Source organism: Streptomyces sp. NPDC015171 (assembly GCF_043079545.1).
Lineage (GTDB): Bacteria > Actinomycetota > Actinomycetes > Streptomycetales > Streptomycetaceae > Streptomyces.
Genome location: NZ_JBIBUO010000002.1, coordinates 834,954 through 858,906 on the forward strand (window position 1 = coordinate 834,954; position 23,953 = coordinate 858,906).

The following is a 23,953-nucleotide window of genomic DNA, read 5'->3' on the forward strand; positions in this document are numbered from 1 at the left end:
CGGCCAGGGCCCCCGTCCCCCCCGCTGCGCGAACGCGTCCAGCGGCGCGCGCTGGTCGCCACGCTGGCCACGGACGACCCGGCCGCCTACGACCGGCTCGCCCCGCAGATCCGCGCCTTCAAGACCGGCCACGGCGTCCCCCGCTCCCGGGGCGACCGGGGCGACCGGGGCGACCGGGACGAGCTGTTCGGCGGGCTCGGCGGACCCTGGCGCGGCGCGTTCGTCGGCGGCGACCTCCTGGTGCGGGCCGTCACCCGCGGCCCGGCGGGGGAGCGGCTGTCAGGGAACTTCCCGGAGTGCCAGCTCATGCCGTGATTCTCACGCACCGTACGCGCGACTTCGCCGACCGTGCACGACCATCGATCCGGCGGCCCGACCACCCGGGGGCCGCCCCCCGGCATCCGTCCAGCGCGACGGATACGCAGGTGAAACGCACTCTGAAACCTTGGTATTGTTGTCCATGTCGCCGCGGGGAACACCCCCCCGCAAGGCGGCAGACACCTAGTCCGGGTGGCGGAATGGCAGACGCGCTAGCTTGAGGTGCTAGTGCCCTTTATCGGGCGTGGGGGTTCAAGTCCCCCCTCGGACACCAGCAACCAGCAGGAACCCCAGTCGATCTGGGGTTTTTCTGTTTCTCCGGTGTCCCCTGCCGGGCCGTGGAAAATCCGGTGCCTTCCCGCTGGTCGTTTCCCTAGACTCGCTCTGCACCGCGCGCCGTGCCGACACCGCGGCGGCGCGTTTCATCAGCCGTGGGAACGAGGGGAGCCGGGCCGTGCGTGACCGTACCGCCGTCGTCGTCTCCCCCGCGCGGACCGAGGTGATCCTGGTGTCCTCGTCCGTCCGGTGCCCGCTGCGCGGCCGGCACCGGATGCCCGTGACGCCCCGCTGACACCGGCGGCCCGTCCGGCCGCCGCCGTACCGTCCGCCGTACCGGCACACGGGAATCGCGCTGCCCATCTCCTGCATCCCTTCCCGAAAGGCACCGGGCCGTGCGCACGCACATCGACACTCTCCTGGCCGTCCGCAACCTCGGCATCCTCGCCCACGTCGACGCGGGCAAGACCACCGTCACCGAGCGGATCCTGTACGCGACGGGCACCACGCACAAGCGGGGCGAGGTCCACGACGGCACCACCGTCACCGACTTCGACCCGCAGGAACGCGACCGGGGCATCACCATCTTCGCCGCCGCCGTGAGCTGCTCCTGGGACGGCCGCCGCATCAACCTCATCGACACCCCCGGCCACATCGACTTCGCCGACGAGGTCGAGCGGTCGCTGCGCGTCCTCGACGGCGCGATCGCCGTGTTCGACGCCGTCGCCGGGGTCGAGCCGCAGAGCGAGTCGGTGTGGCGGCAGGCCGACCGGCACGGCGTCCCGAGAATCGCGTTCGTCAACAAGCTGGACCGCGCGGGCGCCGACCTCGACCGGGCCGTCGACTCCATCCGGGACCGGCTGCACCCCGCCCCGCTGGTCGTCCAGCTGCCGATCGGCGCCGAGGACGGCTTCACCGGAGTGGTGGACCTGGTGCGGATGCGGTCCCTGGTGTGGAGCGACGGGCAGGGTACGGCCGTGGAAGGTGCGGTGCCCGAGGAGCTGCGCGAGGAGGCGGTGCGGCGCCGGCGCCTGCTGGAGGAGGCGGTGGCGGAACGGCACCCGGCCGCCCTGGAGGAGTTCTGCGACCGGGAGACGCTCTGCGCCGAGACCCTCGCCGGGGCCCTGCGCGACCTGACCCGCAGCGGGGACGGCGTGGTCGTGCTGTGCGGCTCCGCCTACCGCAACCGCGGCATCGAACCGCTGCTGGACGCGGTGGTGGCCTACCTGCCCTCGCCCCTCGACGTCCCCGCCGTACGCGGTGTGCACGAGGGCACCGAGCAGCGGCGGGCCGCCGATCCCGAAGCGCCGTTCGCGGGGCTCGTGTTCAAGGTGAGCGCGAGTGCCACCGGCCGCCTGTCCTATGTGCGCGTCTACTCGGGCGCGGTGGAAAAGGGGGACACCGTGCGGGACGCGGGCGGCGGGCGCACCGAGCGGGTGGCACGGATCCTGCGGGTCATGGCGGACCGGCACGTCCAGCTCGACCGTGCGGTCGCCGGTGACATCGTCGCGCTCGCGGGCGTGAAGTCGGCGAGGGCCGGCGCCACCCTGTGCGACCCCGGCGCCCCGCTGCTGCTGGAGCCGCCCGCGGCCGCCGAGCCCGTGGTGTCCGTTGCGGTCGAGGCGCGGCGCGGCACGGACACCGGACGGCTCGCGACCGCGCTGGCCCGGCTCGCCGAGGAGGACCCCTCGCTGGTGGTGCATACCGACGCCGAGACGGGGCAGACCGTGCTGTCCGGGATGGGCGAACTCCATCTGGAGGTCGCGGTGGAGAAGATCCGCCGCGCGGGCGGACCCGAGGTCGGCGTGGGCCGGCCCCGGGTCGCCCATCGGGAGACCGTCGTCACGGGCGTCCGCGGATTCGTGTTCCGGCACGTCAAACAGGACGGCGGGGCCGGGCAGTTCGCGCATGTCGTCCTCGATGTGCAGCCGCTCGGCGCCGAACCGGGCGGTACCGGCTTCGAGTTCCGCTCCGCCGTGGTCGGCGGGCGGGTGCCGCAGGAGTACGTGCGCGCGGTGGAGGCCGGATGCCGGGACGCGCTCGCGGAGGGACCGCTCGACGGGCATCCGGTGACCGGGCTGCGCGTCACGCTGACCGACGGTTCCACCCATGTGCGGGACTCCTCCGACACGGCCTTCAGGACCGCGGGCCGGCTCGGCCTGCGAGCGGCGCTGCGGGCGTGTACGGCGGTGCTGCTCGAACCGGTCGCCGAGGTCACGGTGACCGTGCCGGAGGACGCGGTCGGCGGGGTCCTCGGGGACCTGGCGGCCCGGCGCGGGCGGGTCGCCGGCTCGGCGAACCGGGGCGGTGCGGCCGTACTGACCGCGACCGTGCCGCTCGCCGAACTGTTCGGCTACGCCACCCGGTTGCGCAGCCGTACCCAGGGCCGGGGCACCTTCACCACTCGGCCCGCCGGGTACGCGCCGGCGCCGAGCCGGTAGGGAGCGTCCGGCGACGGCACGCCCGCGCCCCGAGCCACGACGGCTCGGGGCGCGGGCCGTCGCATCGCGATGGCGGCGGCTGGCGCGAGGGCGGCGGCGGCGTTTCGGTCGGGGTCCGGACACCTTATTGAATTGGTCGGTCTAAAATCGTAGAGTGACGGTATGGCCCGACCGAGGATGTTCGACGAGGAGCGGGCCCTGGACGCGGCGATGCGCACATTCTGGGCGAAGGGCTACGAGGCCACTTCCACCCAGGACCTGTGCGAGGCCACCGGGCTGGGGCGCAGCAGCATCTACAACACCTTCAAGAGCAAGCACGACCTGTTCCAGCGCGCCCTGCACCGCTACATGACCACCATGAACGAGGGCCAGCTGGCCGTGCTGGAGGACCCCGGGCGCAGCGGCGCCGACCGGGTCCGGGACCTGTTCGCCCTGGTGCTCGACGGTGACGCGGACAACCGGCCGGCGGGCCACAGCCTGGGCTGCCTCAGCGTGAACACCACGGTGGAACTGGCCGGCCGCGACGCCGTGGCGGCCGGGATGCTGGAGCGCGACACGGCCCTCCGGCTGGCCTCGCTGCGCGCGGCCGTCGAGGCCGGGCGGCGGGACGGCAGCATCACCTCGGCCCGGGACGCGGGCGATCTGGCCCGGTTCCTCAACGCCACCGTCGCGGGCCTGCGGGTCTCCGCGCAGGGCGGCGCCGACCGGGCCGCCCTCGAAGGCATCGCGGCGGTCGCACTGGACGCGCTGACCGCCTGACCGCCCGAAGGCCCGACCGCCCGACGGCGCCCGGCCTCCCGTGCGGGTGCGACGGTCCGGGTCCGGCTTGTGCACGCCCCAGTTTTGGACTGATCTATCCATAATTCTCTCGCTCCCGAAGGGGGTTCATCGCCCGTGCCCCGTGCTGTCCATGTCCTGGCGCTCGGCATCTTCGCCATGGTGACCAGCGAGTTCGCGGTCGCCGGCCTGATGCCGCAGATGGCCTCCGGTCTGCGGGTCACCGTCCCGCAGATCGGCTACCTCATCACGGCGTTCGCCGCCGCCATGGCCCTCGGCGGGCCGGTGCTCACCGTGGCGCTGGTGAGGCTCCCGCCCCGCACCGCCCTGCTCGTCCTGTTCGCCGTCTTCCTGGCCGGCAATGTGCTGGCCGCCACCGCGACCGGCTACGGCACCATGCTGACCGCGCGCATCGTCACCGGCGTCGCCTCCCAGGCGTTCTTCGGTGTCGCCCTCTCCCTGTGCGCCCGGCTCGCCCGGCCCGAGATCCGGGGCCGGGCCGTCGCCGTGGCGATGAACGGACTGATGCTCGGGACCCTGCTCGGGCTGCCGCTGTCCACCCTGATCGGTGAACGGCTCGGCTGGCGGGCGGCGTTCTGGACCGTCTCCGCGCTCGCCCTGGCCGCGGCGGCGGCCACCGCGGCCGGGGTGCCCCGGCTCGACCCGGAGCCGGGCCGCGGCCTGCGTGCCGAGGCCCACGTCTTCGCCCGGCCCCGGCTGTGGCGGGCGCTGGTCGGCAGCACCCTGATCATCGGGGCCACCTTCTCGGCCTTCAGCTACTTCACGCCCGTCCTCACCGGCCTCACCGGTTTCTCCGCCGGCACCGTCCCCCTGCTCCTGATCGCCTACGGCGCCGCCACCGTGATCGGCAACACGGTGGTCGGCCGGCTCGCCGACCGGTACACCCTGCCCGTGCTCGCCGTGGGCCTGCTGCTCAACCTGGTCTTCCTCACCGGGTTCGCGGTCCTCGCCACCATGCCCGCCCCCGCGCTGGTCTGCCTGCTGGGCATCGGCCTGGCCGGCGTCACCATGAACCCGGCGATGGTCACCCGGGTCCAGCGGGCCGGCAACGCCGGTCCGCTGGTCAACACGGTCCACACCTCCTTCATCACGCTCGGCGTCATCATCGGCTCGTCCCTCGGCGCCGTCGCCATCGACGTCGGGAGCCTGCGCGGCCCGCTCTGGCTCGGCGCCGCCCTGGCCGCCCTCGGTCTGCTCACGGTCCTGCCCGAACTGCGCCCCGGCGGCGGTGCGGCCCCGGTGCGGCGCGGGACGACGTCGGTCCGCGGTGGCGCGGCGGAGGCGGGGGAGGGTGCCCGCACCGGCTGACCCGGCCCGGTGCGACGCGTGCACGGCCGAGCGGGCCGGATCGGACTGCCGGATCCCTTGACGATCGCGCTTCCTGCGGATTAACTCACGTCCTAAATTAAGTCATGAGTGCAATCCCTGAAGGGACACCGGGAGCCATGCGCAGCATCCGAGCCGCGGCCGTAGGCGCCGTCACCTTGTCTCTCGCTCTCGCGGCCACGGCCTGCGGGGGCGGATCGTCCACCGGCGGCGGGTCCAACGACTCGCCGAAGACGCTGACGTACTGGGCTTCCAACCAGGGTGCCAGTGTCGCGGTCGACAAGAAGGTTCTCCAGCCCGAACTCGACAAGTTCGAGAAGCAGACCGGCATCAAGGTGAACGTCGAGGTGGTCCCCTGGTCGGATCTGCTCAACCGGATCCTGACCGCGACCACCTCGGGCGAGGGCCCGGACGTGCTGAACATCGGCAACACCTGGAGCGCCTCCCTGCAGGCCACCGGCGCGCTGCTGCCGTGGGACGAGAAGAACTTCGCGAAGATCGGCGGCCGGGACAGATTCGTGGACTCCGCGCTCGGCTCCACGGGCGTGCAGGGCAAGGACCCGGCGGCGGTGCCGCTGTACTCGATGGCGTACGCGCTCTACTACAACAAGAAGATCTTCGCCGACGCCGGCATCAGCAAGCCCCCGGCCACCTGGGACGAACTGGTCGCCGACGGCAAGAAGATCAAGGCCGCGGGCAAGTCCGTGCTCGGCGCCGAGGGCTCGAACCTGTCGGAGAACATCCACCACGTCTTCGTCTTCGCCAAGCAGCACGGCGCCGACTTCTTCACCGCCGACGGCAAGGCCGACTTCACCAACCCCAAGGTGGTCGACGCCGTCAAGCAGTACGTCGATCTGATGGCCAAGGACAAGGTCATACCGACCGGCGACGCCGAGTACGCGCAGAACCAGTCCGTCAGCGACTTCGCCAAGGGCAAGCAGGCGATGCTGCTGTGGCAGTCCGCCGCCGCCAACCTCAAGTCCCAGGGCATGAGCGAGGACGCCTACGGCATCGCCCCCGTGCCGGTCCGGTCCGGCACCCCCGGCACCGGCACCCAGCTCAACTCGATGGTCGCCGGCATCAACATGGCCGTCTTCAAGAACACGGACAACCTCGACGGCGCCACGAAGTTCGTGAAGTTCATGACCTCCGACGCCGAGCAGAAGATCCTCAACACGGCGTACAGCTCCATCCCGCCGGTCAAGGCCGCCCAGGGCGACCCGGCGTTCAGCACGCCCGCCACCGCGGTGCTGAAGGAGACCCTCGCCACCAGCGCCGCCGCGCTGCCGCAGGTGCCGGCCGAGTCGCAGTTCGAGACCACGGTCGGAACGGCCGTCAAGGAGCTGTTCGCCGACGCCGCCGCCGGCCGCGCCGTGACCACCGACTCGGTCAAGGCGAAGCTGGAGAAGGCCCAGCAGCAGATGCCGGCGGCGTGAGCGGCATGACGACCACCGCACTGAAGGAAACGGTGCGCGAGACCTCCCCCGGCGCGGCGCGCGAACCGCGCCGCCGCACCGGGTGGATCCGCCGCGTCTCCCTGCCCTACCTGCTGCTCCTGCCCGCCCTGCTCCTCGAACTCCTCGTCCACCTGGTGCCGATGGTGATCGGCATCGTGATGAGCTTCAAGGAACTCACCCAGTTCTACATCCGCGACTGGGGCACCGCCCCCTGGAGCGGCCTCGACAACTACCGGGTGTCGGTGGACTTCGACGCCCCCGTCGGCAAGGCCCTGCTGCACTCGTTCACCGTCACTGTCGGCTTCACCCTGCTGTCGGTCGGCCTGTGCTGGCTGATCGGTACGGCCACCGCCGTCTTCATGCAGGACACCTTCCGCGGGCGCGGCCTGCTGCGCGCCCTGTTCCTGGTGCCGTACGCGCTGCCCGTCTACACGGCCGTCATCACCTGGGTGTTCATGTTCCAGCACGACAACGGCCTGGTGAACCACGTCCTGCACGACCAGCTGCACCTCACCGACGAGCGGTCCTTCTGGCTCATCGGCGACAACAGCTTCTACGCGCTGCTGACGGTGTCCGTGTGGAAGGGCTGGCCGTTCGCCTTCCTCATCGTCACGGCCGGGCTGCAGAACATCCCCCGGGAGCTGTACGAGGCCGCCGCGCTGGACGGCGCCGGGATGTGGCAGCAGATCCGCCGCATCACCCTGCCGTCGCTGCGGCCGGTCAACCAGGTGCTCGTGCTGGTGCTGTTCCTGTGGACGTTCAACGACTTCAACACGCCGTACGTGCTGTTCGGCAAGTCCGCGCCCGAGGCCGCCGACCTCATCTCGGTGCACATCTACCAGTCGTCCTTCGTCACCTGGAACTTCGGCACCGGCTCGGCCATGTCCGTCCTGCTGCTGCTCTTCCTGCTCGTCGTGACGGGCGGCTATCTGCTGTTCACCTCGCGCGGACGGAGGGCCGCCGATGTCTAGCCCCGACTCGCCGATGGCGCCCCCGCGTTCGTTCCTGTGGTCCCGGCGGATCTTCCTCACCCTGCTCACCGGCTTCGTGCTGCTCCCGGTGTACGTGATGGTCTCCAGCTCGCTGAAGCCCCTCGCCGATGTCACCGGCGAGTTCCGCTGGCTGCCGAGCGGTCTGACCATCCGGCCGTACATCGACATCTGGTCGACCGTGCCGCTCGCGAAGTACTTCGTGAACTCGCTGGTCGTGGCGGGCGCGGCGACCATCTGCTCGGTGGTCATCGCGGTGTTCGCCGCCTACGCCGTCAGCCGCTACGAGTTCCGGGGCAAGCGGGTGTTCACGGTCACCGTGCTGTCGACGCAGATGCTCCCGGGCATCCTCTTCCTCCTCCCGCTCTTCCTGCTCTACGTCAACATCGGCAACGCCACCGGCATCGCCCTGTTCGGCTCGCGCGGCGGGCTGATCCTGACGTACCTCACCTTCTCGCTCCCGTTCTCCATCTGGATGCTGATCGGCTACTTCGACTCGGTGCCGCGCGACCTGGACGAGGCGGCGCTCGTGGACGGCTGCGGCCCGCTCGGCGCGTTGTTCCGGATCGTGGTGCCGGCCGCCGTTCCCGGCATCGTCGCGGTCGCCGTGTACGCCTTCATGACCGCCTGGGGAGAGGTGCTCTTCGCGTCGGTCATGACCAACGACACCACCCGCACCCTCGCCGTCGGCCTCCAGGGCTACTCCACCCTCAACGACGTCTACTGGAACCAGATCATGGCCGCCTCGCTGGTCGTCAGCGTCCCCGTGGTGGCCGGCTTCCTGCTGCTGCAGCGCTATCTCGTCGCGGGTCTGACGGCGGGTGCCGTCAAATGACCCCCACCCCTGATCCTGAAGGGACTCCCGTGTCCGAACCCATCGACCTCGCCGCCTTCCCGCACGACTTCCTGTGGGGCACGGCCACCGCGGCGTACCAGATCGAGGGGGCCGTCGCCGAGGACGGCCGCTCGCCCTCGATCTGGGACACCTTCTCCCACACCCCGGGGAAGATCGCGAACGGCGACAACGGCGACGTCGCCTGCGACCACTACCACCGCTGGCGCGAGGACATCGGCCTGATGCGGCAGCTCGGTGTCAACGGATACCGGCTGTCCGTGGCGTGGCCCCGGGTGATCCCCGGCGGCACCGGCCCGGTCAACCCCAAGGGGCTCGCCTTCTACGACGAGCTGGTGGACGCCCTGCTGGAGGCGGGCATCACCCCGTCCGTCACCCTGTACCACTGGGACCTGCCGCAGGTGCTCCAGGACCGCGGCGGCTGGCCGGAGCGGGACACCGCCCTCGCCTTCGCCGGCTACGCCGAGGCCGTCGCGGCCCGCCTCGGCGACCGCGTGCGGCTCTGGACCACCCTCAACGAGCCCTCCTGCTCGGCCTGGATCGGCCATCTGGAGGGCAAGATGGCCCCCGGTCTGACGGATCTGACCGCCGCCGTCCGTGCCTCCTGCCATCTCCTCCTCGGCCACGGTCTCGCCGCCCAGGCGATCCGCGCCGCCGCCCCCGGCGCGCAGATCGGCATCGTCAACAACCTCTCCACCGTGTACCCGGCGACCGACAGCCCCGAGGACCTCGCGGCGGCCCGCCGGCACGACGGCCATGTCAACCGCTGGTGGCTCGACCCGGTGCACGGCCGGGGCTTCCCCGCCGACATGGTGGAGACCTACGGAGTCGAACTGCCCGTCGACGACGCCGACCTGGCGACGATCGCCGCCCCGCTGGACTGGCTCGGCCTGAACTACTACTTCCCGGCCCATGTCACCGGCGACCCCGAGGGCCCCGCGCCGTACGTGCGTTCCGTCCGCCGCGAGGGTGTCCCGCGCACCGGCATGGACTGGGAGGTCGACGCCTCCGGCATCGAGGCGCTGCTGCTCCGGCTGACCGAGGAGTACGGCGCCCGGAAGATCTACGTCACGGAGAACGGCTCCGCGTTCCCGGACGTGGTCCGCCCGGACGGCACCGTGGACGACCCCGAGCGCCAGGAGTACCTGGAGCGCCACCTGGCCGCCTGCGCCTCGGCCGTCCGCAAGGGCGCCCCGCTGGCCGGCTACTTCGCCTGGTCCCTGCTGGACAACTTCGAGTGGGCGTACGGCTACGACAAGCGCTTCGGCCTGGTCCACGTCGACTACCGCACCCAGGTACGCACGATCAAGGGCAGCGGCCACCGGTACGGGGACATCGTCCGCGTCCACCGCGGCCAGGCCCGCCGGGCCGCCTGACCCGGCCGCTCCCGGGGCCGGCCACCTGAACCGGGCCGGTGGACACGAGGGAGAGCCCGTGTCCACCGGCCCGCACCACCCGGCCTGTGGATCTGTCATGAGCACGACATTACTGAGCACGGCATCACTGCACGGCATCACCGCACGGCATCACTGCACGGCATCACCGAGAACGGCATCACCGAGCGCGCGACACCGCACCTCCGAAGTGCACCTCCACCCCACGAGGAGAGCCGCATGCCATCCCGTGTCTCCCGCACGCCCCGCCCCCTGCTCGCCGCCCTGGCCGCCACGGCCCTGCTGTCCACCGGTGCGGTCCTGGCCGGTCCCGCCACCGCCGCCCCCGCCGCCGCGGCCCCCGCCGCCGGCTGGGACACCGACCGCGCGGCCGCCGCCTACGCGGTGAACCCGGCCGTCGTCACCGCCTCCGGCAGCGAGAACGCCGGTGTCGGGCCGGCCCTCGCCGTCGACGGCGACGGCGCCACGCGCTGGTCGAGCAACTTCGCCGACGACGCCTGGCTCCGCGTCGACCTCGGCTCCGTGATCCGCGTCGACCGTGTCGTCCTCGACTGGGAGGCCGCCTACGGCAAGCGCTACGTCCTGGAGGTCTCGAAGAACGGCACCGACTGGACGCCCTTCTACACCGAGACCGACGGCACCGGCGGCTCGGTCACCGCGCACACCTATCCGCAGGAGGCCACCGGCCGCTACGTCCGGCTGCGCGGCCTGGAACGCGCCACGCCGTACGGCTACTCGCTGTGGAGCTTCAAGGTCTACGGCGGCGAGCCCGCCGCGGCCTCCGCCACCCGCACCAACCTCGCCCTGAACCACCCCGCGTACACCAACTACTACCAGCACGCGGGGAACTCGCCGGCGTTCGTGACGGACGGCGGCTGGCCCGCGGGCCTGAAGGGCGACAGCACCCGCTGGTCCAGCGACTGGAACGCGGACCGCTGGGTCTCCGTCGACCTCGGCGCCACGTCGACCATCGACAGCGTGGACCTGTACTGGGAGGCCGCGTACGCGGTCGACTACCTGATCCAGGTCTCCGACGACAACCGCACCTGGCGCACGGTCCACGAACCCTCGGCGGCCGACATCGCCGCCCGCCGCGCGAACGTCGCGTCCCCCGGCGACGCGGCCGGCCTGCACGACACCGTCACCCTCGCCACCCCGGCCACCGGCCGCTACGTCCGTGTGCTCGGCAAGGAACGCCGCTCCTTCTACAACCCGGCACCCGCCACCGCCCAGTTCGGCTACTCGCTCTACGAGTTCCAGGTGTGGGGCACCGGCGGCAGCGCGTCGGCCGCCTACCCGGCGCTCCCCGCCGACCCCGCGGGCACCTACCGCACCACCTTCTTCGACGACTTCACCGGCGCGGGCCTCGACCGCTCCAAGTGGCGGGTCGTGCGCACCGGCACGGAGATGGGCCCGGTCAACGGCGAGTCCCAGGCGTACGCCGACTCCCCGGACAACATCAGCACGCGGAACGGCAGCCTGGTCCTGAAGGCCAAGTACTGCAAGGGGTGCACCCGGGCCGGCGGCGGCACCTACGACTTCACCTCGGGCCGTGTCGACACCCACACCCATGTCGACTTCACCTACGGCAGGGTCAGCGCCCGGATGAAACTCCCGGTCGGCGACGGATTCTGGCCGGCCTTCTGGCTGCTCGGCAGCGACGTCGACGACCCCTCCGTCTCCTGGCCGGCCTCCGGGGAGACCGACATCATGGAGAACATCGGCTACCCGGACTGGACCAGCACCGCCCTGCACGGCCCCGGCTACTCGGCCGACGGCAACATCGGCGCCCGCCAGACCTACCCGGGCGGCGGCACGGCCGACCAGTGGCACACCTACGCGGTCGAATGGACCCCGACGGCGATGCGCTTCCTCGTCGACGACCGCCTGGTCCAGGAGACGACCCGCAACAAGCTGGAGTCCACCCGGGGCCAGTGGGTCTACGGCCACAACCAGTACCTGATCCTCAATCTCGCCCTCGGCGGCGCCTACCCGGCGGGCTGGAACAAGGTCACCTCCCCCTACTGGGGCCTGCCGCAGTCCAGCGTCGACAAGATCGCGGCCGGGGGAGTGCAGGCCGAGATCGACTGGGTGCGGGTCGAGCAGAAGGGCTGAGCCCGCCCCTCAGCCCACGGCAACTGGCGTGTTGACCGTGTCAACACGCCAGTTCATTGCAGGGCTCAGAGGGCGTGTGTACGGTGGCCGGTATGACGGACCACTCCGCCCCACCCCCCGGCGGACCCCTTGTCACCGGCTCCGAGATCGCCCGGATCGCCGGGGTCACCCGTGCCGCCGTCTCCAACTGGAGGCGGCGCTACGACGACTTCCCCGCACCGGCGGGCGGCAGCGCCAACAGCCCCCTGTTCGACCTGACCGCGGTGCAGTCCTGGCTGGACCGGCAGCACAAGGGGCAGGACGTCTCCGAGGAGGTGCAGCTGTGGCAGGCGCTGCGGGCCGCCTCCGGCGACGACATGGCCGGCGTGCTCGCCGATGTCGCCCAGCTCCTCGCCGGCGGCGGACCGGACACCGTGCCGCTGCCCGCCGACACCGTCCGGCTCGCCCGCTCCCTCGCCGCGCACGGCTCGCCCGGCGAGGTGGCCGAGTCCCTCGCCGAACGCTTCACCGACTCTGTGCGCCGGGCGGGATCCGACCAGGTCACCGCCCCGCGCATCGTCCGCGCCGTGCGGCACCTGGCCGGCGTGGTGCCGCCCGGCGCGACCGTCTTCGACCCGGCCTGCGGCATCGGCACCCTCCTGCTGGCCGTCGGACCGCGCACGGGGACACGGCGCCGCGGACAGGAGTCCGACGCCCGCAGCGCCCGCTTCGCCCGGCTGCGGGCCGAACTCACCGGGTACGCGGACGTCACCGTCGTCCCGGGGGACTCACTCCGGGACGACCGCTGGCCCGGGCTGCAGGCCGACCTCGTCGTCTGCGATCCGCCGGTCGGCGACAGCGACTGGGGGCGCGAGGAGCTGCTGCTCGACCCCCGGTGGGAGCTGGGCATCCCCTCCCGCGCCGAAGGGGAACTCGCCTGGCTCCAGCACGCCTACGCGCACACCGCGCCCGGCGGACGCGTGCTGATGGTCATGCCGGCCTCGGTCGCCTACCGCAAGGCGGGCCGGCGCATCCGGGCCGAGCTGGTGCGCCGGGGCGTCCTGGCCAAGGTCACCGCGCTGCCGCCGGGCACGGCCGCCTCGCACGCCCTGCCCGTGCACCTGTGGGAGCTGCGCCGTCCCCGCTCCGCCGGCGACACGGCCACCGGTGTGCGCATGGTCGACCTGACCGCCAACGACCCGGACGGCGCCCTGGACCCGGAACCCGCCCAGACCGCGGACGTCCCGCTGATCGACCTGCTCGACGACACCGTCGACCTGACGCCCGGCCGGCACGTCAGGGCCTCCCGCCGCGACCACGCCGCCGAATACCTCGCCCTGCGGACGGAACTGACCCGACAGGTCGAGGAGCTGGCGGGGCTCCTCCCCGACCTGTCGGCGGGCGAGGGCCCCGGCGCCCTGGACGGCCCCTCGGTGAGCGTCGCCGACCTGGCCCGGGCCGGACTCATCGAGTACGGCGACCCGGAACCGGTCTCGGTCAGCGACCAGCTCGACACCGGCTTCCTGCGGGGCTTCCTGCGCAGCGCCGCCAACACCCGCCGCTCCACCAGCTCCAGCGGCACCTTCCGGCTCGACGGCAAGGGCGCCCGCGTCCCGCAGATGGACCTCGCCGAGCAGCGCCGCTACGGGGCCGCCTTCCGGGCCCTGGAGGAGTTCGAGGAGCGGGCCCGCAGGATCGCCGAGATCACCCGGCAGGCCGCCGAGCTGGCCCGCGACGGCCTGGGCAACGGCACGCTCACCCCCCGGGACTGAGGGACCCGGGCGCGTGGCCCCGCATCAGCCGGGCCGCCAGCGCGCGGACCTCCGCGAGCAGCCCGGACGGCTGCCGGTCCAGGTCCAGGGCGTGCTGGTGGAGGACGATCCCGGAGTGCCGCACGGTGTGCGCCGCATGGGCCGCGTTGCCCTTCGCGTACACGAGATGCCCCTCGCGCAGCCCCAGGGCCGTGCAGTACGCCAGCATCTGGTACAGGTCGGCCTCCGGGAAACCGCCGCGCCTCTGCGCCTTGTACTTGGCGTCCACCACCGCGCACGGCCGCCCGTCCGGGCCGTGGAGCACCAGGTCGGGCCGGATGCGGATCGCGGCGGCCGCGTCGAGGTGGTGCGGATCCTGGAGCTTGGCCGTGTACGGCGAGTCCCGGCAGGCCTCCCGGAGGGCCACCGTCACGAAGTCCTCGAAGAGCCGGTTCATGTCGCACAGGTAGCCGTCGACGCGCAGACCGCCGGGCGCGTGCTCCACCGACGCGTCCCGCAGGACGACCCCGGCGAGCCGCAGCGCCGGATGGTAGCGGGCGTTGAGCCGGGTCGGCCGCCAGCCGGGCAGCGGCCGGCCGCGCACCGGCACCGTGACATCGGCCAGCCGCGCCCGCTGGTGCAGCAGCCGGCGACGCACGTCCCCGGTGACGTCCGGCAGCCGCAGCAACCGCTCGACGGCGGCGCGCAGCAGCCGGTTCTCCGCGATGTCCGTGGTGAACTCGTCGTACGCCACCTCCACCGGCAGCGGCTGCCCGAACCGCCGCCGTATCTGCTCGGCCTCCCGGACGCGGCCGCGCACGACCAGCGAGGACTCCTCCGCCCGCCGGTACCCCTGGAGCAGTCCCTGCCGCAGGGCCCGGTCCACCTGGCGTTCCACGGCGTGCGCGACGGCGGGCAGCAGCTGCTCGTGCCCGGCGGCCGAGACCTCGCCGTCGCGCCACAGGGACGCCGGGTCGAGGCTGTAGCCCAGCAGGAAGAACAGCCGGGCGACGGGCACCTTGGGGGCGATCCGCACGGTGACCTGCCCGGTGGACCCGGGCACCCCGACCACGACGGTGCCGACCTTGCTGCCGGCGCGCAGCGACCACCGCCCCGCCGCGTACGGATCCGGGGCCGCGTCCACCACGTCCCCGGCGGCCAGCGCCCGCCCGACGGCGTCCGGCAGCGCCACCCGGACGGCCGGGGCGTGCTCGACCAGGTCGACGGTCAGGGTCACCCGAGGGACTCCCGCAGGGCCGCGAGCCCGTACCGCCGCTCGATGTCCACGCCCTCCCCGTAGTGGTGCTCCTCCAGCAGCGGCAGGATCCTGGTCCGCCAGGTCCGTTCGAGACCGCCGGCGCGGAACACGCCCTTGCGCATCAGGTACGAGGGACCGATACGGAAGTCGGCGTCCTCGATCCGGGAGTTGAGCGCGTCCAGCAGGTCGGCGGGCTCCGGGTCCCGGCCCTCACGGGCCAGCCAGCGGCGCAGCAGGCCCCGGGTGGGCTCGGTCCGCGGCGACAGCTCCACGAACGCGAAGCGGCGCCGCATCGCCGCGTCGACCAGGGCGATCGACCGGTCGGCCGTGTTCATCGTGCCGATCACGAACAGGTTGGGCGGCAGTGCGAAGTCTTCGCCCGAGTAGGTCAGCCGGACGGACTTGTTGCGGTACTCCAGCAGGAAGTACAGCTCGCCGAAGACCTTCGCCAGGTTGGCGCGGTTGATCTCGTCCACGACCAGGAAGTGCGGGATGTGCCGGCTGCCCTCCCGCGAGGCCAGGTCGGCGAGTTCGCGCAGCGGGCCGGCGGTGAGCCGGAAGGCGACCTCCCGGGTCTGCGGGTCCTCCCGCGGCCGGAACCCCTCGAAGAAGTCCTCGTACGCGTAGGACGGGTGGAACTGGACGAGCTTGACCTGCTCGGGGCCGCCGCCGAGGAACTCGGCGAGCTTCAGCGCCAGGTAGGTCTTGCCGGTGCCCGGCGGCCCGTACAGGATCAGCTGCCGCTCGTCCCACAGCAGGTCGCGCACCTCGCGCAGCCACTCCGCCTCGTGCACCAGCAGCTCCTCGGCCAGCGCGTCCGGCGGCTCGGGCAGCCGCAGCTCGCGGCGGGCCGTCAGGGCCGGGATCTCGGCGGCCGGGTCGCGGTCGGCGGCCTCGGCCTCCTCGATCAGGTCCTCGTCGCTGATGCCCAGCCCGTCCACGAGGTCCTTCACCGCGGAGAGGTCCAGCACGTCGTGCTGGGCGGAGAGCTTCTGCTGGAGCTCCTCCGGCAGGTCCTCGTACGCGTACCCCTGCTCGCCCCACTCGACCGGGCGGCGCAGATTGGACCGCCCGTCCTCGGACTCGGTCTGCTCGGCGGCCCCCGTCACCCGGCCGACGTACAGCCGGCCGCCCGAGATCGTGCACACCGTGTCGCCGGGCCGCATCCGCGAGAGGAACGCGTGCGTCTCCTCGACCAGCTGGAGCTTCTGGTGGTAGGTGGCCGTCGACGCGTAGTCCTCCTCCACGGCCGTGCGCAGGCGGTCCTTGCTGGTGCCCTGGCCGAGGCCCTGGCGCAGCTGCCGGGCCGGGAGCGTCACCAGACCCTCGGGCAGCCACAGCCGCCGGACGAGGTCGAGCCCGGACACGTTCGAACCGCGCACCAGCCACGGCCGGTTCGGCCCCCACCAGGTCTGGTCGAGGTAGTCGGCGAGCGGATGGCCGTCGGTGGACTTCCACTCCGTCCAGCCGTTGGCACTGCGCCCGACCAGGATCTCGGCGGCGGCCGACGGCGAGTTGCACTCGATGTCCGCCACTGCCTCCAGCCACCCCGGCCAGGTGGCCGAGCCGGCGAGGATCCCGTCGTCGAGCAGCCGCTGCCGCAGCCGGTACGACGACGGCATGCGCACCGGGAACGACGGCACCACCTCCGGCCGGCCGGGCGACCCGGCCAGCACGACGAACTTCTGGCTGCCGTTGGTGCCCTTCTCGGCCAGCAGCCGCCCCCGCGCCTCCGGGCCCCCGCCCGGCAGCCGCAGCCGGAACTCCGGGTACGGCGTCGCGCCCTCGGCCATGCTCACCACATCCCCCCCTGCCACCCCGTGCGTTCACCGAGAACGATAGGGGCAGCCACTGACAACGCCCTCGCGGCCCGGTGCCCGGTGCCCCGTGCCGGGTGACGCGCCGTGGTGGTGCTCTGGGTCAACGGTGCCTCGCTCAGGGGGCGGGGTGCCGGGGGCCCCGGCCCGGCGGCGGGGTCAGGGTGGAGGTGTAGGTCTCGCCGTCGACGAGGGGAGCCCCGGGGGTGAGGCCGGCGGCGGCCATACGGTCGTACTCGGCGAGGACGAGATCCTTGGTGCGGTAGCGGCCGTGCTCGCGCACGTCGTTGTCGCGGGTGACGTTGAAGGTGTCCAGCACGTACGCCGTGTCGTCACGGGACACGCCGTACAGATGGAAGAAGAAGGCGTCCAGTTCGGCCCTGAGCACGGCACGGCGGTCCGGGTCCCAGCGGAAGGGGGCGCCGGTGTCGCCGAGTTCGCGGGCGAAACCGGCCAGGTCGGAGGCCGTGTAGGTGAGTTCGGTCAGGCGCGGCACGAGGAAGCCGGCGTGCCGGGCCAGCTCCTGCGGTGCCGGGACGGGGAGCTGGCGGACCACGAAGTAGCTCATCGACGTCCCGCCGATCGACTGACGGGCCGCGTAGTCCAGGACGAACGAGGACCACACGCTCGCCAGCAGGGCGGCACCGTCCGCGAGCGCCAGCATGAACTTGTGGCCGAAGCCGTGCGCGGGCGCGACCGCGCAGATCATGGTGCGCTCGTTGCTCTTGTTGGTGATGTCCCGCCAGCCCAGCACCCAGTCGCGCCGCCAGCCCCGGGCGGCCAGCCGCGAGCGGACGCCCGCCGCCCGGACCTCCTGGCCGTGGCGGTCCCGCTCGCCCGTGGGCACGTCCTGTTCGGGCACCCAGTAGCGGGGCATCGGGCGGGCCGCCGCGTCCGCGTGCCGCTCCACCGTGAGCCGGGGCAGCGTGCCCTTGTTGAGCTGCTTGTCGGTGGCACCCTCGTACGTGGAGAACCGGTGGTCGTAGTGGTGCAGCATCTTGGCCTCGTACAGCGGCAGCAGCCGCTCCTCGCCGCGGACCAGGACGTTGCCCTCCGGCTCCCAGCCGTCCTCCAGCAGGTCGTCGAAGGTCTCGCCGCGCTGGGCGTCGGGGCGGAAGACACCCGAGTCGTTCGCCATGTCGAACATGCGCAGGAACGACACCCCCCACGGGTTGCCGTCCGCGCGCGCCTCGTGCACGAACACCGGCACCCGGCGGTAGATGCCCAGCGTGATCTCGGCGTCCCGGCGGGTGCTGAACACCGGGCAGGTACCGGTGTTGGGGTTCATCCGCAGGATGTCGTCCGCCGTCAGCCGGTAGCGGCGCTCGGCGATCTGGGCGGCCTGGCGCACCTTGAACACCAGCTGCGCCGGCTCGTCCATGTCCCCGGTGCCGCGCAGCGTGAGCAGGCAGAACCGCAGCTGGTTGTGGACGCCGGGGAAGACCTTGTCCTCGTTCTCGAAGTCGTACAGGGCGGCGAGGCGGCCGTGCGTGACCAGGTCCTTGAAGAAGAACTGCGTGGTCGCGTCGGTCGCGATGCCCGTCGGCACGATGATCCCGGTGCGCCCGCGCGGCCCCGTCAGCATGCGGTCGGTCTCCGCGAATACGGCGTACGTGTTGATGTCGCCCCGGCCGGTCAGCGGGTAGCGTCCGCTGACCCGCAGGAAGTGGCTCTCGCCCTCGGAGCGGCGCTTGGCGGCCTCGAACTCCTCCGACAGCAGCCGCCCGTCCGGGTCCTGGCGCAGCCCGGCGATCGCCCGCTTGCGGGCCGCCGCGTTCTTCGCCCCGGCGATCTCGGGACTGCGCTCGGCGAAGAACTCCTGCTCCTGGAGCTTGACCCGCTCCCACGGCGGGTTGCCGAGCACCGCGTCGAAACCGCCCGCCCAGCCCGTCTCCGGGCCGGCGCCCGCACCGGACTCCGGCACCGGGAAGACCTCGGGGAACTCCAGATGCCAGTGGAAGAAGCCGTACGCGTCGCGCAGGCGCAGGATCTCGGCGCGCGTGGCCTCCGGTACGGCGGCGGCCCCGTCATGTCCGCGCAGGGCCCGCAGCACCTGGTCCGTGGGGGCCTCGGGCCCGCCGGGACGCTTGGGCCAGACGAAGGCGGCGCACCAGGCGTCGGCCGCGTGCAGGTCCCGCAGATAGTCGGCGGACCCGGCATAGGCGCGGTACGCGGACTCCTGGTCGCGGACCTGGGCAAGCGAGTCGGCCGGGGCGGCCGCGATCCGGGCCAGTTCGGCCGCGTAGCGGCTGTTGCCGACGGCGGGGGCGGTGTCGAAGAGCAGCTCGTCCTGGCCGCCCCGCTGGGCCCGGTTGCGCTTCTGGAGGTCGCCGGCGGTCTTCTTGTCGTCGCCCTCGATCGGCTTGAAGGCGTCACTGGGGACGCCGTCGGCCAGCAGCCTCGGGGTCGTGCCGATCAGCCCGTTGCCGTGCTTGAGATGGGCGTCGAGGAAGCCCAGCGGCTTGCCCGGCTCCAGCGCCTCCAGCCACAGCGACACCTTCGCCAGCTCCACGGCCATCGGGTTGAGGTCCACGCCGTAGACGCACCGGGCGACCACCTCGTGCAGGGCGTGCCGGACCGCGTCCAGCGTCGGCTCCGGGTTGCGCTCGCGGACCGCCGCCACCTGCTTGGCGATCCGGCGGGCCGCCGCCACCAGGAAGTGGCCCGAACCGCACGCCGGATCGCACACCCTCAGGGCGAGCAGCTCGCGCTCGATCCGCCCCGCCGGATCCGTCTCGCCCGCCCGGGCCGCCGCCTCCTCGCCGCGCCGCACCGCGTCCTGGATCACCGGGTCGAGCGCGGAGTCCAGCAGGCTCTCGATCAGCGACGACGGCGTGTAGTAACTGCCCGTGGTCTTGCGCGTGTTGCCGGCTGCCTCGATCAGCTCGAACCGCCGCTCCGCCGCGCTGTACCTGGGTTCGAGCTCCAGCAGCGACTCGTAGACGGAGCCGAGTTCCTCCGCGTCCAGGTGCCGGTAGTCCACCGCCCGCCGGCGCCCCGCGCTGCCGTCGCGCACCTGGGACAGCCGGCGTACGGCACTGAGCAGGGCCTCGTTGGACAGCTTCAGGCCGCGCAGCGGGGCGTCGGCGCCGGTCTCGGTGAACAGGCCGCCCAGGCCCGGCAGACCGAGTTCGGGGCGGCCCCGCTCGGCGCCGAGGGCCGTCAGGACCAGGCGCAGCGCCTCGTAGCGGTCGCCGTGCGCCGTGCCGCGCCGCTTGCGGGCGTGGGCGCGCAGCCGCGCCGACGAGAAGTAGCGCGCGTACCGCTCCCGGGCGAGCGGGTCCGCGTCGGGCACGAGCAGCGCCTCGCGGTCCTCGGCCACGAAGACGAACAGCAGCCGGTACACCAGGCGCAGCAGCGCCGCCTGCAGCTCCCCGGGGCGGACGCGCTCCCGCAGCGCCCCGTTCTCCGGATGCCGCAGAAAGCCGGTGCCGAGCACGGTGACCGCCTCCTGCACGCCCCGGCGCAGCTGGTCCAGCGCCCGGGTGCCGCTGGCGACGGCCTCCGTGCGCCACTGTTCGAGGCGGCAGGCGGCCGGCGCCGCGCCCTCGGGCACCTCGAACCGGGACACGTGCAGCAGCCGGTACAGCAGCACGAACTCGCTGAACAGCTCGCCGTCGAAGATCGCCGCCAGGTCGAACTCGACGTACGAGGCGGTCGCGAGCGCGCTGGAGTCGCGCAGCAGCCGCACCTGGCGGCCATTGGTCAGGACCGCCCACAGATGGGCCTCGGTCCGGTTCAGGCACTCCTGGAGCAGGGACTGCGGCGGGACCGTGCCCGCGCCGCCCGGCCGCCGGTCCAGGTCGGTCTGCCAGGACGTCTGGTGGATCAGGGCGTGGTCCCAGCGGTGCGAGACCGGGAACCGCTTGTCCGGATCGGAGTCGGCGGGGACACCGGACGGGCCGACCGGGAGCAGCCGGCCGAAGCCCAGCTCGCGCCAGAGCGGCGCCAGCCAGTCGGCGCCGGCCCGCCCGGTGGGGTCGGCGGCGGGCCGGCCCGTCTCCGGGTCCTCGGGCAGCCGGGCGCGCAGCTCGCGCCAGAGCGGGCGCAGGTACTCCCAGCTGCGCTCGGCCTCGTCCCGCACCGAACGGGACGAGGGCAGCCCGTAGTCGGCGGAGCGCGCCCCCGGCAGGTCACGGCCCTCGGCGATGCGGAGCAGCATGTCGGCCGGCAGCAGCCCGCCGACCGTGTGGACGGCGGTGAACACCTGGTTGCGGGTGGTGGCGGACATCAGGCGGGGACTCCGGCGGTCGGCGCGGGCGAGGCGGGCAGATAGACGTAGACACCGAGCACGTCGGCGGGTTTCTGGGCGGTGACGGACAGGCCCCGGACGATCTCGCGGGAGGCCTGGCGCACCCGGCGGTGGGAGGCGTCGAGTTCGCCGGCCAGCTCGTCGCCGTAGGCGGCCAGCCGGTCGCCCACCTCGCCCAGCTGGTCGAGGACGCGGGTCAGGGCGCGTTCGCCGAAGGCCGCCGAGGTGTTCTCCGCCGCCCGCGCCTCCAGCAGCCCGGCCGCCCGCTCCGGCGGCAGCCACACCGCGCCGCGCGGGGAGCCCTCGAAGGCCAGCAGCCGCGCGTCCTCGGCGACCAGCTGCCGCTCGCCGGTGCGCGAGGGCAGCGTGAGGTGGAAGCGGTAGCGGACGAGCAGCAGCGTCGTCCGGGTGCGCACCGCGTCGGTCGTCACCACCCCGCAGCGGCGGGCCGGGCGGGGCCCGTCCGCGCCCGCGTCCAGGGCCGAGTTCAGCACGTGCGAGGCGAGCGCGCCGACCACCGGGTCGGTGCGGACCAGCGCCGCCTCGCCGCGCGCCACCGCCGGGTCGGTGCGGAACGGGATCGGCCGGTCGTGCTCCACCGCCTCGGCGCCGACCACCGGCGCCAGCGCGTCCCGCAGGCCCGCCGGGGCGCCGCCGACCTGCGCGGTGAAGTCGGCCCCGGGGCCGGGCGCGTCCCGCAGCACGGCCCCGAGGGCGTTCAGGGACTCCCGTACGAAGGCGCTGACCTCGCCCGCCCCGCCGAGCGCCGCCCGCACCTCCGCGACCTCCCGGGCGACCTCCTCCGGGTGGATGGAGCGCTGCGCGAACCGTGACCGGGAGGTCTTCTCCCGCTCGGCGGCCGAGTTCCAGTCCCGCTCCAGGTCGGCGAAGCTCCGCTGGAACGCGTCCGACCCGAACAGCGCCTCCTGCTCGCCCTGCCTTCCGCGCAGCAGCAGCCACTCGACGATCGCGTCCGTGACACCCGCCGACGTCTCGTCGGGCACCGAGACCGAGATGCCGAGGTCCTTCTTGATCTGCCGGTGCTTCCTGATGAGGACGTCCAGGACCTTGCCGTCGACGCCGTTGTCCTCGCCGTACAGGGTGATGACGCGGACCTCGTCGCGCTGCTGGCCGTACCGGTCGACGCGGCCCTCGCGCTGGTCGTGCCGGGTCGGGTTCCACGCCAGGTCGTAGTGGACGACGGCGTCGAAGTGGTGCTGGAGGTTCACGCCCTCCGACAGGCAGTCGGTGGCGACCAGGACCCGCCGGGCGGCGGGGTCCGCGCCGGCCTGCGCCGCCAGCTCCTCGATCCGGGCCACGCGCTGCTGCGGGGAGAGGGTGCCGGTGACCGCCCTGACCACCGTCTTCGCGCCGAGCGGGCCGCGCCTGCCGGTCTCCGGGTCGTGGCCGAGCTGCTCGGCGAGGTACTCGGCGGTCGGGATGTAGCGGCAGAACACGATCGGGTGGTAGCCGTCCGCGAGCAGCGCCTTGAGGTGCTGCACGAGCGCCCCCAGCTTCCGGTCGTGCACGGGCCCCTGGAGGGCCTCGGCGCGTTCGGCCAGCTCAGCGAGGTGGGAGCCCGCCTGCTCGGTCCCGGCGCCCGGCGCCACGTCCATGCCTTCCAGGGTGTCCTGGTCGGTCGAGTCGGCGGTCAGCGGGGCGCCCAGCCGGTCGGCCTCCTCCGCCGACGCGGCCACGGCCGCCGCCGACCGGGTCCGCAGGGTCTGGGCCGCGGCGCGCGGCGAGGAGACCAGCGACCGCAGCAGCGCGATCGCCGACCACCAGGCGATCCGGGCCTCGCGCCGGCCCTGCCCGCCGGCCTCCGTCACCCGCTCGCCCGCGTAGGCGAGGGCGTCGTCCAGCAGGGCCCGGTACTCCGGGGACAGCTTGTACGTCTCGTCCTTGAAGTACCGGTCGGCGGGGAACGCGGTGCGCTCGGCGAGCGAGTCGTCCGCGAGGCCGTCCGCCGTCGTCAGGTACTGCCGTACGTCGGCCCGCTTGCGGGCCACGAAGTGCCCGGCGAGCAGCTTGCGGCCGGCCTCCGTGTCCAGGTCCGCGTGGGCGAGGTCGGGCCGGACCAGGCCCAGCAGAGCGCGGAACGCCGACTCCTTGCCGCTGTGCGGGGTCGCCGTCACCAGCAGCAGGTGCCGGTCCTGGTCGGCAGCGACCCGGCGCAGCAGCTCGTGGCGCAGCTGGTGCTGGCTGCCCGCCCGGGTGTCGTCGGAGGTCACACAGGTGTGCGCCTCGTCGACGATGACCAGGTCGGGGCAGTGCCGCACGAAGTCGTCGCGGTGCCGGGCGGCCTTGATGTAGTCGGTGGAGACGATGACGTGCGGGTACCGGTCGAACAGCGACTGGCCGAGGTCGAGGCCGCGCTCCAGGCGGGACACCGTGGAGGCCAGGACCAGCTCGGCGTCGATGCCGAACTTGCCGCGCAGCTCCTGCTGCCACTGCTCGGCCAGCGCCGGCGAACACAGCACGGCCAGGCCGCGCGCCTCGCCCTGCGCGAGCAGCTCGCTCGCGATCAGGCCCGCCTCGACGGTCTTGCCGATGCCGACGTCATCGCTGATCAGCATGCGCACCGTCGGCTGCCGCAGGGCCATCAGCAGCGGGACGAGCTGATAGGCGCGCGGCTGGACGGCGATCCGGGCCAGCGACCGGAACGGGCCCGCGCCGGAGCGGAAGCCGATACGCAGCGCGGTGCGCAGCAGCCCGGCCGCCCGCTGGTCGCCGAGGTCGCCCGGCTCGGGCGGCGCGAACTCGGCGCCCCTGACCTCCTCGAAGGCCGGGAACACGGCGGCGATGTCGTCGTCGGAGCCGCCCAGCGGGCGCAGCACCAGCAGATCGGGCGCGCTCTCCGGGAGCACCACCCAGTCCCGGCCGCGGGCGGTCACCAGCGAACCTGCCAAGTACGTGGGAGCCATGTGTA

General features: G+C 73.1%; 13 protein-coding genes, 1 tRNA gene and 1 pseudogene. 11 read left to right on the forward strand and 4 right to left on the reverse strand.

Annotated elements, in window-relative coordinates; translation table 11 throughout:
- Nucleotides 1–48: 48 nt before the first annotated feature.
- The 11 genes and pseudogenes from ACF073_RS08185 to ACF073_RS08235 all read left to right on the forward strand — a co-directional run.
- Nucleotides 49–315 (forward strand): annotated as a pseudogene (locus tag ACF073_RS08185) (aldehyde dehydrogenase); the annotation flags it as partial.
- A gap of 189 nt (nucleotides 316–504) precedes the next feature.
- Nucleotides 505–592, forward strand: a tRNA-Leu gene (locus ACF073_RS08190).
- A 397-nt stretch (nucleotides 593–989) separates the two neighbouring features.
- Nucleotides 990–3,035, forward strand: coding sequence for an elongation factor G (gene fusA / locus ACF073_RS08195; protein WP_392067634.1), 2,046 nt, complete (start codon nucleotides 990–992; stop codon nucleotides 3,033–3,035).
- 162 nt (nucleotides 3,036–3,197) lie between these two features.
- Nucleotides 3,198–3,794: a TetR/AcrR family transcriptional regulator gene (locus ACF073_RS08200; RefSeq protein WP_392067635.1), complete on the forward strand. Its 597-nt coding sequence runs from the start codon at nucleotides 3,198–3,200 to the stop codon at nucleotides 3,792–3,794.
- Between the two features lie 135 nt (nucleotides 3,795–3,929).
- Nucleotides 3,930–5,141 carry an MFS transporter gene (locus ACF073_RS08205; RefSeq protein WP_392067637.1) on the forward strand — a complete coding sequence of 404 codons (1,212 nt, stop codon included), beginning with the start codon at nucleotides 3,930–3,932 and terminating at the stop codon, nucleotides 5,139–5,141.
- A gap of 137 nt (nucleotides 5,142–5,278) precedes the next feature.
- Entirely contained in the window at nucleotides 5,279–6,595 is a 1,317-nt protein-coding gene (locus ACF073_RS08210; RefSeq protein ID WP_392067639.1) for an ABC transporter substrate-binding protein, read from the forward strand.
- Nucleotides 6,596–6,600: 5 nt separating this feature from the next.
- The gene (locus ACF073_RS08215; RefSeq protein WP_392067641.1) at nucleotides 6,601–7,587 is read left to right on the forward strand and encodes a carbohydrate ABC transporter permease; all 987 of its coding nucleotides are present in this window, start codon (nucleotides 6,601–6,603) and stop codon (nucleotides 7,585–7,587) included.
- 13 nt (nucleotides 7,588–7,600) lie between these two features.
- On the forward strand, nucleotides 7,601–8,440 hold the full coding sequence (locus ACF073_RS08220; RefSeq protein WP_392067723.1) for a carbohydrate ABC transporter permease: 840 nt from the start codon (nucleotides 7,601–7,603) through the stop codon (nucleotides 8,438–8,440).
- Entirely contained in the window at nucleotides 8,437–9,834 is a 1,398-nt protein-coding gene (locus tag ACF073_RS08225; protein WP_392067643.1) for a GH1 family beta-glucosidase, read from the forward strand. The genes ACF073_RS08220 and ACF073_RS08225 overlap by 4 nt, the downstream gene beginning before the upstream one ends.
- Nucleotides 9,835–10,071: 237 nt before the next feature.
- Complete coding sequence (locus ACF073_RS08230; protein ID WP_392067645.1) at nucleotides 10,072–11,967, forward strand: discoidin domain-containing protein; 1,896 nt, start codon at nucleotides 10,072–10,074, stop codon at nucleotides 11,965–11,967.
- 92 nt (nucleotides 11,968–12,059) lie between these two features.
- A complete protein-coding gene (locus ACF073_RS08235) occupies nucleotides 12,060–13,718 on the forward strand; it encodes a class I SAM-dependent DNA methyltransferase (RefSeq protein WP_392067646.1) in 1,659 nt (552 codons plus the stop codon).
- On the opposite strand, the gene ACF073_RS08240 is transcribed toward ACF073_RS08235, so the two are convergent.
- The 4 genes from ACF073_RS08240 to ACF073_RS08255 form a co-directional block, all read right to left on the reverse strand.
- Complete coding sequence (locus tag ACF073_RS08240) at nucleotides 13,702–14,934, reverse strand: McrC family protein (RefSeq protein ID WP_392067648.1); 1,233 nt, start codon at nucleotides 14,932–14,934, stop codon at nucleotides 13,702–13,704. The genes ACF073_RS08235 and ACF073_RS08240 overlap by 17 nt on opposite strands.
- On the reverse strand, nucleotides 14,931–16,748 hold the full coding sequence (locus ACF073_RS08245; protein ID WP_392067724.1) for a DUF4357 domain-containing protein: 1,818 nt from the start codon (nucleotides 16,746–16,748) through the stop codon (nucleotides 14,931–14,933). The genes ACF073_RS08240 and ACF073_RS08245 overlap by 4 nt, the downstream gene beginning before the upstream one ends.
- 142 nt (nucleotides 16,749–16,890) lie before the next feature.
- The gene (locus tag ACF073_RS08250; RefSeq protein ID WP_392067650.1) at nucleotides 16,891–21,003 is read right to left on the reverse strand and encodes an Eco57I restriction-modification methylase domain-containing protein; all 4,113 of its coding nucleotides are present in this window, start codon (nucleotides 21,001–21,003) and stop codon (nucleotides 16,891–16,893) included.
- Nucleotides 21,003–23,948 (reverse strand): helicase-related protein, encoded by a 2,946-nt coding sequence (locus ACF073_RS08255; protein ID WP_392067651.1) that lies wholly within the window; start codon nucleotides 23,946–23,948, stop codon nucleotides 21,003–21,005. The genes ACF073_RS08250 and ACF073_RS08255 overlap by 1 nt, the downstream gene beginning before the upstream one ends.
- Nucleotides 23,949–23,953 lie beyond the last annotated feature (5 nt).